We start from the raw sequence: 13,691 nt of genomic DNA, 5'->3' as shown, positions 1-13,691 counted from the left end.
TTTGCGGCTGGCGCTGCTGGCCTTGACAGTGACGGTGGCCGTACTGATCCGGCCTTCGGGGCTCCATGCGCATGAAGCGGCAATGGGCGTGCTCGAATTCCGCGAGGTTCGGCCCGGCGCCTTTGTCGGCCGCTGGAGCATCGAGCCGTCGATCGGCGCCTCGCGGGTCGATCTGCGGGTGCCGCCGCACTGCTTCCTGCGCCTGCCCGAGATGAACTGCGGCCAAAAGGGACTGATCGGCCCGATCACCATCACCAATCTCGGCTCCAACATGTCGGTCGTCCTGATCAAGGTCATCCCGATCGAGGGCGAGCCGCGCAGCTACACGATCTCGACGGCCAATCCCGTCGTCTCCGTCCTCGGCACCGGCGCGCCGACGCTCGAGACCTGGATCGAGCTCGCCAAGACTTATGTGAACTACGGTATCGATCACATTCTGCTGGGCGCCGATCACCTGCTGTTCGTGCTGGGCTTGATCTGGATCGTCGGCGGTGGCTGGCGTCTGGTGAAGACGATCACGGCCTTCACGATCGGACACAGCGCTTCGCTGGCTGCGGCGGCATTCGGCCTCATCGGCGTGCCGGAACGCCCGCTCAACGCCTGCATCGCCTTGAGCATCGCGTTCGTCGGCGTGGAAATCGTCAAGCAGCAGCGCGGCGAGATCGGGCTTACCGCCCGCTATCCCTGGGTTGTGGCCTTCACCTTCGGCCTGGTTCACGGCATCGGCTTTGCGAGCGCCTTGGCGGGACTTGGGCTCGAACGCCGCCTCCTGCCCGCGGCGCTGCTGTTCTTCAACATCGGCGTCGAGATCGGGCAGCTCGCCTTCGTGCTGCTGGTGCTCGCATTGATCTGGGCGCATCGGCGGCTTGACGCCGTCGTGCCGCGCTGGGGCGAGTCCCTCCCCGCCTATCTCATCGGGACGGTGTCGATGTTCTGGTTCTTCGGCCGTCTGGCGCGCGTGTTCGCCGTGATCTGAGCGAGAGTCGCAGCACAATGAATCTACATATCGCCCGAGCCTTCACCACCGCCGTCGTTTCGTTCGCACTGACGCAGCCGGCTCTCGCGCACGAGCAGGCCGGTGTGGCCGGCGGCCTCGTCAGCGGCCTGCTGCACCCGGTTACCGGCGTCGACCATCTGATCGCAATGGTGGCCGTCGGGATCTGGGGCGCGCAGCTCGGCGCGCCGGCGATCTGGATTCTGCCGATCACGTTCCCCCTCATCATGGCGGTCGGCGGAGTGCTGGGCGTGCTGCATGTTCCGCTGCCGATGCCGGAAGTGATGATTGCTGCATCCGCCGTGATCCTGGGCGTGGCTGTGGCCGCTCGGCTGCGCCTGCCCTTTGCCGCGGCCGCCGTGATCGTCGCGGTTTTCGCGGTCTTCCATGGGCACGCGCATGGCGCCGAGCTTCCCCGCGCGGCCAATGCGCTGGCCTATGGCGTCGGCTTCGTCACCGCCACCGGCCTGTTGCATCTGTGCGGCATCGTGATCGGCACGTTGACGCGCTGGCCCGCCGGCGAGCGCATCATTCAGGGACTCGGCGCCGGCATCGCGGTTATTGGCTGCTACTTCCTCGCACAAGGTCTCGGAGCCGTCGCATGAGATCGCACCTTGCACGGGCCTTGATCACCGCAACATTGCTGCTGACCGGCGCGCATGCCGCCGAAGCGCATATCGTCGCGGCCCGCCTCGGCGATTTCTACATGGGAGCCTCCCACCCGCTCACCGATCTCCAGGATGTCCTGCTCTGGGTTTCGACCGGCATACTCGCTGGTATGCTTGGCACCACCAAGGGGCGTTTGCTCATCCTGGTGTTTCCGCTTGGCTTGCTAGCTGGACTATCTCTCGGGTCCCATTTTGGCGCGGCAGCGACGCAGTTCGCCGACGCGACCATGATGCTCGCAATCGGCATGCTGCTCGCGGCAGCGGTGCAGGTCCCCACCTTCGTGCTGTGCGCGATTGCATTCGCGGTTGCCGTGATACGGGGCGCTGCGAACGGCGCCGAGCTCGGACCCGACACCGACCGGCTGTTGTTTGCGGTGGGCCTCGTTTGCGTGGGCTATGCGGTCATCACGCTGACGACGGCGCTGACCGCCATGTTCCGGCAAACGACGTCGGACAACACGGCATCGTGGCGAACCATCGCCGTTCGCGCCCTCGGAGGCTGGATCGCGGCGATCGGCCTGATGATGGCAAGCCTCACTCTTGCGTCGTGAGTGCGCCGTAAGGTGACGTCCTCTTCGGCCATTCCGATGGCGACGCTCTAAGCCGTTCGCGGAAACCCCCAATACGTGAGCGAGCCGCAGGACGGCGCGCGCTTCGTCTCCACGCTGGTACCCCTCAAGATGCCAAAGCGTCGGCCTTGATCCTCACGGGAATCGCCTTCGAGGCCGGCGTCTTCGCCTTTTCCTCGTGATGCCACAGCGGGACCAGCGGATTGCATTCGGGATAATATCCGGCAATGCAGCCCTCCGGGATATCGTAAGCGACGATCCGCAAGCCGCCCACCTGACGGTCGACGCCGTCATCCACCGCAGTGGCCAGGGTGACCATGGCGCCCTCCTGCAATCCGAGCCGTTCGATGTCGTTGCGATGCATCAGCACGACTTGACGCGAGCCGTAGATTCCGCGGAAGCGGTCATCGTAGTTGTAGATCGTCGTGTTGAACTGGCCGTTGCTGCGCAGCGTGATGAGCTGAACGACATCGCGAGCCTCGGGTGCGGTGTCGATATCGGTCGAGAGCGATTTGGGAATGATGAAATTGGCTTTTCCGGTCTTGGTCTTCCACGTCCTTTCGCGCGCACCGAGGGGACGATGGAAGCCGCCGGGTTTCCACATGCGTGCGTTGAAGTCATGGAAGATGTCCGGATAGGTCGCCGCAATCGCGTCGCGAATCTTGCTGTAGTCGCCGACCCATTCGTCCCAAGGGATCGTTGTTCGATTTGGCACGGTGGCCTTGGCAAGCTCAGCGACGATCCGGGGTTCGGACAAAAGGTGCGGGCTTGCCGGCCTGACCTGCCCCCATGAGCCATGCATGCAACCCGTCGAGTCCTCTATCGCGACGGCTTGGCGGCCGGTGGCCTGCTCATCGATTTCGATGCGCCCGAGACAGGGCAGGATGTAGGAAATTTCGCCGTGCACCAGCGCGCTGCGGTTGAGCTTGGTCAGAATCTGCACGGTCAGGCGGAGCTTGCGCCAAGCCGGCACGACGAGGCGATGGTCCGGCACGGAGCGAACCAGATTACCGCCGAGCTGGATCACCGCCCGCACGCTGCCATCGATGATCTTGGCGCAGGCATCGACCGTGACGAGGCCCTTTTTCCGCGGCACGTCGATGCCGAACAGCGACTTGATCTTGTCAGCGGGCACCATCTCCGGCTTCTCGGTGATCCCGACGGTGCGCTGCCCCTGGACGTTGGAATGTCCGCGCACCGGGCAAATCCCGGCCCCTGGCCGTCCGATGCTGCCACGCATCAGCGCCAGATTGACCAGGGTCTGCACGGTTTCGACGCCCTTCCTGTGCTGGGTCAATCCCATGCCGTAGATGAACATCGTCGCGCTGGAATGTGCGTAGACGTGAGCTGCGGCTTCAAGCGCGCCCCGCGTCAGGCCCGAGCGCTGCTCGATGTCAGACCATGCACAGGCCTTGACGGCGTTCGCCCATTCATCCCAGCCATGGCAGTGCTCGTGGATGAAGTCCCAGTCGATCACGCGTCCGGACTCGCCCTTCGCCTGCATCGCCAGCAGCGCTTTGGCCATGCCCATGATGGCGGCAGTATCGCCACCGGTCTTCACCTGGTGGTATTGCGAGCTGATGGGGGTCGCCGAACCGCTCAGCATCTCCGCCGGTGACTGAGGGTTGGCGAACTCCACGAGCCCGCGTTCACGCAGCGGATTGAAGGTCACGATCGGGACGCCGCGCTTTGCCGCGTCCTGAAGCTCGTGCAGCATGCGCGGGCTCGATGTCCCGACGTTCTGGCCGAAGAACAGGATGCAGTCGGTTTTGGCGAAATCGTCGAGCGTGCAGGTCCCGACGGGAACACCGATACTCTCCGGCAACGCCACCGACGTCGTCTCGTGGCACATGTTGGAGCTGTCGGGCAGATTGTTGGTGCCGTAAGCGCGGGCCAGAAGGCCGTACATGAACGACGTCTCGAGCGACGCGCGACCGGACGTGTAGAATACGGCGCTGTCGGGTTCCATTGCCCGCAATTCGCGACCGATCTCTGCAAACGCCTCGTCCCAGCTCACCGGCACATATTTGTCGCTGGCGGCATCGAACCGCATCGGATGGGTCAGCCGCCCTGCGTCTTCGAGATGATGATCGTCCCAGGCTTCCAGCTCCGTCACGGTGTGTTTGGCAAAAAATTCCGGGGTGACGCGCTTGTGCGTGATTTCCCAGGTGGTCGCCTTGGCGCCATTCTCGCAGAATTCGAACACCCGCGGATCGGCAGGCTTGGCCCAGGCGCAACTCACGCAGGCGAAGCCGTCCGGCTTGTTCTGCTTGAGCAGCACGCGCGGGCCGCTGAACGGTACGCGGGAGTGGGTAAGGCTCCTGGCCAGCGATTTGACCGAGCCCCAGCCGCCTGCCGGAGCGTCGTAGGGCTCGACTTCCAGATCGGGCCCCCATTTGCGTGTTGTTGTCATTGGCTTATTCCGAAAGACTGCCCGCTCGAAACCAACAAAGCGGCGCTACGCGGTTTCGTTCCTGAGCTCAGACCAATTGTGGATTGTCAGCAGCGGGCCGCCGCATCGCCAAGGAACCTTTCGGCGCAAGCGGCGTCGGTTATTGGCACGGGAGGAACTGTTGCACGGTCTTCATTTCAATCGGCCCGCGGACATGCCGCGCGCGATGGTCAGCGTCGACCGCCTCGATCACAGGCGGCAACAGGCGCCGCGCATTCTTGCCGAAGAAACGCCGGTCGCGTTGGTGTACAATGGGACAACTCTGGCTGTAGTCATGGCGACTCCGGCGGACCTCGGCGATCTCGCCGTCGGCTTCAGTCTTACCGAAGGCATCATCCGGCACCCTGCCGAGATCGAAGAGCTTGAGACATTGCGGCATGCCGACGGAATCGAGTTGCGCATGTGGATGTCGCGCGAGCGGGGCGACCGGCTGTCGGCAAGGCAACGTCGGCTGGTCGGTCCGACGGGTTGCGGTCTCTGCGGAATAGAAAGCCTGACCGACGCCAACCGGTCTGTGCCGCCCGTGCGCCGGACATTTTCGCTGACGCCCGGTCAGGTCGCGGCCGCCGTAGGGTCGCTGGCCGAAGCGCAGGACCTCAACCGCGCAACGCGCGCGACCCACGCGGCCGGATTCTACTCGGCCGAAGCCGCCTTGATCCTGCTGCGCGAGGATGTCGGCCGGCACAACGCAGTCGACAAGCTCGCGGGTGCGCTCGCCGCCGAGGGCGTGGAGGGCTCGTCAGGCGTTCTCGTGCTGACCAGCCGGGTTTCCATCGAGCTGGTGCAGAAGGCTGCGGCGATCGGCTGCGGCTTTCTCATTGCCGTTTCGGCGCCGACCGCCCTCGCGGTGCGCGCCGCAACCGCCTGCGGCATGACGCTGGTCGGGGTTGCTCGCGGAAGTGAGTTCGAGATTTTCAGTCACCCTGGAGGGCTGGCGGCCTAGATTGCCGTGCTTACGCAAGCCGTCGCGGCAGGCTGTTGTGGATCGCGCAGGCAGCCACGGCCGCGTGGCCGAACGCAACGGATATCTGATGCAGGTCGGTGACCATGTCCCCGATGCCGTAAAGGCCGGGCACCGACGTGCGCTGATGGTCGTCGACCCTCAGATAGCCCTCTTCGGTATGGTCCGCCCCCAAGGACAACGCGAGTTGCGATCGCACCCGCGCGCCCATGGTCGGATAGACCACGTCGAATCCTGGCGTATCGCCGCTCGCGAGTACGGCTTCGAGCCTTGCGCCCTCGCGCCTGAGCCGCACGCCGAGGGCCTCCACGATCTTGACGCCTGCGTCCGAGAGCTGCGCCAGTGTTGGTTTTTCCGCATCCTGCCGCGTTGCAAGTAGCGTCACGTCACGAGAGTAACCCCGCAGGAACAGCGCCTTGCTTGCTGCATGGGACAATGGACCGACGACGCCGATTCGACGATCGGTCGCTTCATAGGCGTCACAGACCGGACAATACCGCAACAGTCCGTCCGCGACCGCAGGGCGCCAATCATCGAATGGCGGATGGAGATCGACAATGCCGCAGGCAAGCGCGACGACGGCCGCGTCGGCTTCGCCACCATCCCAGCGCGCATGGAATCCATCGGACGTCCGCGCCAAGCCGGTGACTTCCGCCGCAATGCAGGTCACGCCGAGTTCGGTTAGCTGCACCGACATGCGTTCGATCAATTCCGACCCGGACAGGCCGTGCGCAAATCCGGGCACGTTGTGACTGCGCGGGATCAGGGCCGCGCGGCTCGCGCCGGCATCCAACAGCCACACACGGCGCCGGAACCGCGCAAGATAGATCGCAGCCATCAGCCCTGCTGGACCACCGCCGATGACAAGGCAGTCAATTGACATTGAGACCTTTCACTTCGGATTGGGATCGGCGATGTGCGTACCGGGATCGCGAAGCTGCCCGAGCCTTGCGAGTCGAACCGCATTGCCCAGCGCCCGGGCCGCGTTCACCACTTCTTCCTGAAATTCGCGATCGTCATCCAGCTCCTGGTGGGACGTGGCATACGGCTCCATGTAGCCGACATAGCCGTCCAGTTCGGCAAAGCGTCCCGCCGAGACCAGGTGCATGTCGGTCAGCCAGTCGGAGAGCGTCCGGCGCGCGCCTTCGGCGCCGACACTATCGCCGTGCACGATCACGCCGAAATAGCGGCCCGCAAGATGGCGCGGATACGGCCAGCCCTTCAGCTCCAGCGCCTTGGCTTCATCAGCTCTTTTGCCGTGCGTCGATGTCGGATCGGGATTTCCGCCATCAGCGCACACCAGACGGTCCACCATCGCCTTGAGCCCCGCCGGCACGTGATACCAGTTCACCGGCGCCACGATCAGGACACCGTGGGCTGCGACCCACAACGGATAGATCTCGTTCATCCAGTCATTGGCCTGACCGAGTGCGTAGTTCGGATAGCAGCTGCATGGCCAATGACAGAGCGGCATGGCTGTCGCGACGCAGGATTTGCAGGGATGGATATTGCGGCCGAACTCCGAGGTCAGGCGCGAGAGATCGAGGAGATCGACGGCGAATCCCATCTCGGCGAAGACGGGCTCGGCCAGCTTGACCATTCGCCATGTCTTGGACATCTCACCGGGACAGGTGTGCTCACTCCGGGAGGAGCCGTTGATGATCAAGACGCGCGGCGGCTCCTCCGCATCGTCATGCCGCCGCTGCGCCTCCAGGATGGCCGCTCGGGCATCGAGCCAGTCGACCGCGATATCGTAGCTTGGGTCGGCGAAGCCCGCTCCGGCCTTTCTCGTGACCGGCGCTTTCCGCGAATGACTGTAAGCATCCCAGGCGGCGCGGACGACACCGTCAAGCTCGCGTTGCAGCGGCGCAAAGGCCGGATCGACGAATTGGCTCCTGTAGCGGCGTTCGAATTCCTCGCGCGGCAGCTTGACGGGCGGCATCCCTTTGCGAACGTCCGGCTCCCTCATGCTGGCTCCTCGGAAGGCTCGTTTGTACAACTCGACCAACACGGCGCGCCGCGCGCGGTTCCCGAGCGCGCTGGCGGACGACTGGTGGCCTTGCCATGACGGCGTCGGGGCCGCAGAATGATTGGAACAAGCTGTCGCTCTGCCCGCCCCCGAACGCCGGCTAGGTCTTTGCAGTGCCGGGCTCTGCCATCTTGCGATGCTGTTTCGCCAGCATATCGGCGGGGGTCACGTTCGCGACGACAGTTTGCAGCTTGTTCTTCAGGCCGGTGACGATATCGCCCTTGCCTTTCATCATCGCGTCAAAGCCCTCGCGCGCGACCATCGCGGGATCGTCCTTCTTCTCCGTACCGACCTTGGTGTCGAGCATGTCCGCACGGGCGAAGAACGCTGTCTCGGTGGCACCCGGCATGAGGCAGGTGACGCTGATCTCGGTGTCCCGCAGCTCCTCGCGGAGCGCAAACGACAGGGAGTTCAGGTAAGCCTTGCTTGCGTTGTACACCGCCTGGAAGCTGCCGGGGGTGAAGCCGGCGATCGAACCGGTAATGAGAATGCGGCCCCGGTTGCGGCGCCGCATGTCGTTTCCGACCTTGTGAAGCAGGTAGGTCGTGCCCGCTACGTTGGTCTCGATGACATCGCGAATGCGGGCGAGATCCTGGTCGAGGAAAGCATGGCCGAGGCCCCGGCCTGCGTTCGCCATCAAGATATCGATCGGCCGCGCCCGGGCCGCCGCATAGAGCCTGTCGATACCATCCTCCGTCGCAAGGTTCACTTGCAGGGCCTCGACCGAGCCTGCTCCGGCCTCGTTCCGAAGCGCTTCGGCCGCATTTTGGATCTCCGGTTCATCCGCCGCGATCAGAAGGTCAAATCCCTCCTGCGCGCAGATGCGCGCCAGCTCGTAGCCGATCCCCGTTGAAGCGCCGGTCACGATTGCAAACTGCCTGTCCATCCTCGCTCTCCGTCCCGCTCGAAATTTGCTTTCTAATCGCGAAGCGCTCCGCCTGTTCCTAAGACAGGCGCATCAGAAAACTGAACGGCATCTAGCAACCATCCCAAGGGCTTCGACTTAGAAGCTTCGTGGTTGCGGCGGAGGAAGGACATGAAGGCACTGGTTTGGCACGGCAAGGAGGATATCCGCTGCGACACCGTCACCGATCCTGAGATTCAGGACCCCCGCGACGCCATCATCAAGGTGACGAGCTGCGCAATCTGCGGCTCGGACCTGCACCTCTTCCACAACTTCATTCCCGGCATGCTGCCCGGCGACATCATGGGCCATGAGACCATGGGCGAAGTGGTCGAGGTCGGCGGCGGGGTCGACGGCAAGCTGAAGAAGGGCGACCGCATCGTGGTGCCCTTCACCATCATCTGCGGCGAGTGCGAGCAGTGCAAGCGGGGCAATTTCTCGGTCTGCGAGACCACGAACCGCAAGAAGCATCTCGCCGACAAGGCGTTCGGCCACACCACCGCGGGCCTGTTCGGCTACACGCATCTGACCGGGGGCTACCCCGGCGGGCAGGCCGAATATCTTCGCGTGCCCTTCGCCGATGCCACCCACATCAAGGTGCCCGACGGAATTCCGGACGAGCAGCTGCTGTTTCTCAGCGACATCTTCCCGACCGGCTGGCAGGCCGCCGTGCAATGCGACATCGTGCCGACCGACACCGTCGCGATCTGGGGCTGCGGCCCGGTCGGACAGATGGCGATCCGCAGCGCGATCCTGCTCGGCGCCAACCAGGTGATCGCCATCGATTGTCTCCCCGAGCGGCTCAGCATGGCGGAAGCCGGCGGAGCCACGACGATCAATTTCGAAACCGAAAGCGTGGTCGAACGGCTCAACGAGCTCACCGACGGCAGAGGACCCGAGAAGTGCATCGATTGCGCCGGCATGGAGGCGCATGTGATGGCCTCGCAGCCCGACACCGTGCTCGACCGCGCCAAGCAGATGGTGATGCTGGAAAATGACCGGCCGCACGTGCTGCGCGAAATGATCTACGTCTGCCGGCCCGGCGGGGTGATCTCGGTGGCCGGCGTCTACTCCGGCTTCTCCGACAAGATCCCGATGGGCGCCTTCATGAACAAGGGGCTGACGATGCGCACCGGGCAGACCCACGTCAACCGCTGGACCGACGACCTGCTCCGCCGCATCGAGGAGGGCGAGATCGATCCGTCCTTCGTGATCACCCACACGGTGCCGCTGGAACAAGGGCCGCAGATGTATCAGGTGTTTCGCGACAAGCGAGACTCCTGCGTCAAGGTCGTGCTGAAGCCCTGAAGGAGCGAGCGAAACATGTTTCACTTCTCGAATTTCGTGCGGTCCAACGGCGATCCGAAGATCGTTGAGGGCGGCCGCAGCCTGAAGCGGCCCGAAGACCAGCTCGCCCGCGCGCTCGGCTGGTTCAGCATCGGGCTTGGCGCAATGCAGCTGCTGGCCCCGCGGCGCGTCACGGAAACGCTGGGCATGGAAGGCCACGAGACGCTGGTCCGCGCCTTCGGCGTCCGCGAAATCCTGTCCGGCATCATGTCCTTGTCGGTCGACAAGAATGCCGGACTTTGGGCCCGCGTCGGTGGCGACGGGCTCGATGCGGCTGCACTGCTTTCCGGACTGACACCCGACAATCCCAAAAAGGCCAACATCGCGCTGGCGCTGCTGATGGTCGGCGGCATCGCCATGCTCGACTATCGGGCCGCGCAGGACACCAAACCCAAACGGCCCGTGCCGAACGCAAGGCGCCGGCTCTATCCCACCCGCAGCGGTTTTCCCAAAGGACTGGAGGCGGCCAGAAGCGTGGCAAAGCAGCTTCCGCCGCCGTCCAACCCAGGAAGCTCCTGAGGCTCGCCGCAACGTCAGAGAACATAACGTCAGAGAATATCCAGAGTGCAAGAGGTGAATCGCAGCAATGACGGCCGAGTCCAATGACGGGACTGCATGGTGGCAATCTGCGGTCATCTACGAGATCTCCCTGATCTCGTTTCAGGATTGCAATGGCGACGGCAAAGGCGATCTCGCCGGGTTGCTGTCGCGGATCGAGTATCTCAAATGGCTGGGCGTCGACGCGGTCTGGCTGACGCCGATCTACAAAAGTCCCTTCCGCGACCTCGGTTACGACATCTCCGACTATTGTTCGGTCGATCCGGCGTTCGGCAGCCTCGACGAACTCGACTGGCTCATCACCAGGCTGCACGAGGCAGGCATCCGGCTCGTTCTCGACCTCGTCCCGAATCACACGTCCAACGACCACAGCTGGTTCGTCGAGAGCAGCAGCTCACCCAACAGCGCGAAGGCCGATTGGTACATCTGGGCCGATCCTGCCGAAAACGGCGGGCCGCCGAACAACTGGCTCAGCCGCTTCGGCGGCACCGCATGGGAATGGTGCGAAGCGCGGCGGCAATACTACTATCATTCCTTTCTGGCCGAGCAGCCCGATTTGAACTGGCGCAATCCGGCCGTACGAGCGGCGATTGCGGACGTCATGCGCTTCTGGCTCGACCGCGGTGTCGACGGCTTTCGCGTCGATGCCAGCGCCGTTCTGATCAAGGATGACCTGCTGCGCGACAATCCGCCAAACCCGCAAGCCAAGGGCAAGCCTCCGCCGCAGCGCCACACTCCGGTCTTCACCGACGACCGGCCCGAGACGATGCAATGCATCGAATTCATGCGGCACGTGATCGACGGCTATCCGGAGCGGCTGCTGTGCGGCGAGGTCCAGGGCAAGACCGACCGGATCGGGCACTTCTACGGTACCGATTGCCCTCGCCTCCATTTGCCGCTCAATTTCGCGCTGCTCGACTCGCAATGGGACTCGCTGTCGCTGCAAGCGACCATCGATGCCTACTACAACGCGCTGCCCGAGGGCGCATGGCCGGTCTGGGTCATCGGAGGCCACGACAAGCAGAGGATTGCCGGCAAGATCGGTCAGGCGCAGATGCGCGTGCTGGCGATGCTCCTGATGACACTGCGCGGAACGCCGTTCTTCTATATGGGCGACGAGATCGGTCGGGAGCGTGTCCCGATCCCGCCCGATCGCATCCATGATCCCTTCGAGAAGCTTGTGCCCGGATATGGGCTGTGCCGCGATCCCGAGCGCGCACCGATGCGGTGGGACGACAGCCCGACCGGCGGCTTCACCAGCGGCAGGCCGTGGCTGCCGTTGGAGCCGGACGGCAGCCGCAACGTGGGGCAGCAGCGGCGTAATGAGCGGTCGGTCCTTCAGCTGTTTCGCGCACTGATCGCACTGCGGCGGGAGCGCCCCTGCCTACGATACGGAGATTATGTGCCGGTTCGATCGCATGATGACGTCCTCGCCTTCAAACGGGTGCTGGACCGAACCACACTGCTGGTCGCGCTCAATGTCTCCGCCGAGCCGCGAAATTGGGACTGGGAAAGCGTTGGCCGCGTGCTGCTGTCCACGCATCTGGATCGGCCGCCGCAATCCCTGCCGGACGCCAGGATCCTGCTTCGCGGCAACGAAGGCGTGATCATCGAGCTCGCCCCCAGGTGATGACCTCAGATCATCATGAGCGAGCTCCGCGTCCTGCAAAGGAACGATCCGCTCGCCCGGGAGTCTAGCCCACACTTCCGGTATCCGACCCCCGTTACCGGAAGCAATCCGTGGAACGGCGGCTCCGGTGCCCATTCCCCCCGTGGGCGCTGGGGTCGCTGCACGAGCCCGGGAGGGCGGCGATGAGCAAGACGAAGAGCCTGCGGCAGCGGATCGCTGGCAAGACCAAACAGGCCGTTGGCGAAATCATTGGAGACCAGGAGCTGCATGAGGACGGCAAGGCCCAGGAGAGCAGTCGCCGGAAAGAGCAGGACGAGAAAGCGCCGGAGAACTCCAGTGGCCTTAATCCGCTCAAGAAGCTCAATCATCTGACATGAGCGCCGACTTGTAGTTCCGTGCAGCTCACTGCCGCCATTGACGAACGCGCACCAGCGATCCCTGCACGCAGGTTGCGGCCACGCCGGCTCGCTGCGATCGAGCTCGGCCTGATCAGCAGTACCTTCTCGACCATCGTCAGCCAATTGTTCGCTGCGCGGATCGGCCGCGATGCCGCGGTCGACTGGATGACGGTCGCCACGATCCCGGCCCGCGACTGGGCGATCAGCGCCGAGCCGTCGTGGAGTGCGATCATTGCAGGCATCGCCTTTCATCAATGGGCCGATTTTTCCTGGGCACTGGTGTTCTTCGGCGTATTCGGGCGCTGGACCGCTCAGCTGCCGCCGCTGGCCATCCTGGCACTTGCCATGCCCTGGGCGGTGTTCTCCTCGGCGACGGAATGGTTCGTGCTGGTACCGCTGTTTCCGTTCTGGCAGCCGCTGTTCACGTTGCAGCAGCCCTACTGGATCGGTCTGCTCGTCCATGGCTCATCGGCCCTGATGTATCCGCTGTTCGCCCGGCTGCGCTGGGTGGGCGGTGCTGCCCCGGAAAGAGACATTCGGTTCACCAGCGCCTGGATGGTGGCGGCGCTGGCCGTGATCGCGCTGCTCGGCGGCATCGCACTATCTGCTGCACGCGGCCACGAGCTGCCTTGGTTTGGCAACCATAAGGAGGTGGATCAGACCTACATCCGGCACATGACGGCACATCACGCCCAAGGCATTGTGCTGGCGCGGCTTGCAATCGAGCGCGCCCACGATCCGCATCTGCGGAAGCTCGCGATGCTGATGCTCGCAAGCCAGAACGGCGAGACCAAAATCTTCGAAAACTGGTGGCTCAGCTGGTTCGACACTGGGATGCCGGGTTGCACCGCAGAGGAGCGTGCCGACATGCCGGGCTTCCTGACGCCCGCCCAGATGCGGCAAGTCGATGCGGCGCCGCCGGAGCAGTTCGATGGGGCTTTCATCGACATGATGAGCCGGCATCACCGGGGCGCCGTGAAGATGGCTGATCAGATGTGGCACAGCCGGGGCGACCTCCGCCTGCGGATCATGGCCCATGCGATCCGCCACGAGCAGCAGGGCGAAATCGCGCTGATGCACGGGGCGACCGGCATCGACGCTGTGTCCACAGCGTTCCGCAACATGCTCGGTGACAACGTCAACTCGCCCGCTGGAACCTTGGCCGGAACAATCGATTGACG

At 64.2% G+C, this 13,691-nt stretch carries 13 protein-coding genes; 9 read left to right on the top strand and 4 right to left on the bottom strand.

All coding sequences use genetic code 11. The features are described 5' to 3' along the window. Positions 1-7 precede the first annotated feature (7 nt). The 3 genes from JJB99_RS12535 to JJB99_RS12525 are packed head-to-tail and all read left to right on the top strand — an operon-like array spanning position 8 to position 2,213. Positions 8-976, top strand: coding sequence for a HupE/UreJ family protein (locus JJB99_RS12535; protein WP_433995786.1), 969 nt, complete (start codon positions 8-10; stop codon positions 974-976). Positions 977-993: 17 nt separating this feature from the next. After that, entirely contained in the window at positions 994-1,599 is a 606-nt protein-coding gene (locus JJB99_RS12530) for a HupE/UreJ family protein (protein WP_200499042.1), read from the top strand. A 35-nt stretch (positions 1,600-1,634) separates the two neighbouring features. Beyond that, a complete protein-coding gene (locus tag JJB99_RS12525; protein ID WP_349629015.1) occupies positions 1,635-2,213 on the top strand; it encodes a HupE/UreJ family protein in 579 nt (192 codons plus the stop codon). A 124-nt stretch (positions 2,214-2,337) separates the two neighbouring features. Here the strand turns inward: JJB99_RS12525 and JJB99_RS12520 are convergent, their stop codons facing one another. Then, positions 2,338-4,644 carry an FdhF/YdeP family oxidoreductase gene (locus JJB99_RS12520; RefSeq protein ID WP_200499040.1) on the bottom strand — a complete coding sequence of 769 codons (2,307 nt, stop codon included), beginning with the start codon at positions 4,642-4,644 and terminating at the stop codon, positions 2,338-2,340. Here JJB99_RS12520 and fdhD point away from each other — a divergent pair. Continuing rightward, positions 4,628-5,626: a formate dehydrogenase accessory sulfurtransferase FdhD gene (fdhD, locus tag JJB99_RS12515; protein WP_246775223.1), complete on the top strand. Its 999-nt coding sequence runs from the start codon at positions 4,628-4,630 to the stop codon at positions 5,624-5,626. The genes JJB99_RS12520 and fdhD overlap by 17 nt on opposite strands. A 10-nt stretch (positions 5,627-5,636) precedes the next feature. Here fdhD and JJB99_RS12510 read toward each other — a convergent pair whose 3' ends face one another. The 3 genes from JJB99_RS12510 to JJB99_RS12500 form a co-directional block, all read right to left on the bottom strand. Next, positions 5,637-6,527, bottom strand: a complete 891-nt coding sequence (locus JJB99_RS12510; RefSeq protein WP_200499039.1) for an NAD(P)/FAD-dependent oxidoreductase — start codon at positions 6,525-6,527, stop codon at positions 5,637-5,639. A 9-nt stretch (positions 6,528-6,536) separates the two neighbouring features. Then, a complete protein-coding gene (locus tag JJB99_RS12505) occupies positions 6,537-7,613 on the bottom strand; it encodes a flavodoxin family protein (RefSeq protein WP_200499038.1) in 1,077 nt (358 codons plus the stop codon). A gap of 160 nt (positions 7,614-7,773) precedes the next feature. Then, on the bottom strand, positions 7,774-8,559 hold the full coding sequence (locus tag JJB99_RS12500) for an SDR family NAD(P)-dependent oxidoreductase (RefSeq protein ID WP_200499037.1): 786 nt from the start codon (positions 8,557-8,559) through the stop codon (positions 7,774-7,776). 150 nt (positions 8,560-8,709) lie between these two features. Here JJB99_RS12500 and JJB99_RS12495 point away from each other — a divergent pair, with 150 nt between their 5' ends. The 5 genes from JJB99_RS12495 to JJB99_RS12475 all read left to right on the top strand — a co-directional run bounded on the left by JJB99_RS12495 (position 8,710) and on the right by JJB99_RS12475 (position 13,689). Beyond that, positions 8,710-9,885 carry a zinc-dependent alcohol dehydrogenase gene (locus JJB99_RS12495; protein ID WP_200499036.1) on the top strand — a complete coding sequence of 392 codons (1,176 nt, stop codon included), beginning with the start codon at positions 8,710-8,712 and terminating at the stop codon, positions 9,883-9,885. Between the two features lie 15 nt (positions 9,886-9,900). Continuing rightward, positions 9,901-10,443 carry a hypothetical protein gene (locus tag JJB99_RS12490; protein WP_200499035.1) on the top strand — a complete coding sequence of 181 codons (543 nt, stop codon included), beginning with the start codon at positions 9,901-9,903 and terminating at the stop codon, positions 10,441-10,443. A gap of 67 nt (positions 10,444-10,510) precedes the next feature. Continuing rightward, entirely contained in the window at positions 10,511-12,112 is a 1,602-nt protein-coding gene (locus tag JJB99_RS12485) for an alpha-amylase family glycosyl hydrolase (protein WP_200499034.1), read from the top strand. A gap of 182 nt (positions 12,113-12,294) precedes the next feature. Next, the gene (locus tag JJB99_RS12480) at positions 12,295-12,489 is read left to right on the top strand and encodes a CsbD family protein (RefSeq protein ID WP_200499033.1); all 195 of its coding nucleotides are present in this window, start codon (positions 12,295-12,297) and stop codon (positions 12,487-12,489) included. A 36-nt stretch (positions 12,490-12,525) separates the two neighbouring features. Beyond that, positions 12,526-13,689, top strand: coding sequence for a DUF305 domain-containing protein (locus JJB99_RS12475; RefSeq protein WP_433995785.1), 1,164 nt, complete (start codon positions 12,526-12,528; stop codon positions 13,687-13,689). The last annotated feature ends 2 nt before the right edge of the window (positions 13,690-13,691 follow it).

The sequence above is a fragment of the Bradyrhizobium diazoefficiens genome (assembly GCF_016616235.1).
In the GTDB taxonomy this organism is placed as follows: Bacteria; Pseudomonadota; Alphaproteobacteria; order Rhizobiales; family Xanthobacteraceae; genus Bradyrhizobium; species Bradyrhizobium diazoefficiens_H.
The sequence above is the reverse complement of the archived record's forward strand: the minus strand, read 5'-3'. Positions and strand labels throughout refer to the sequence as shown.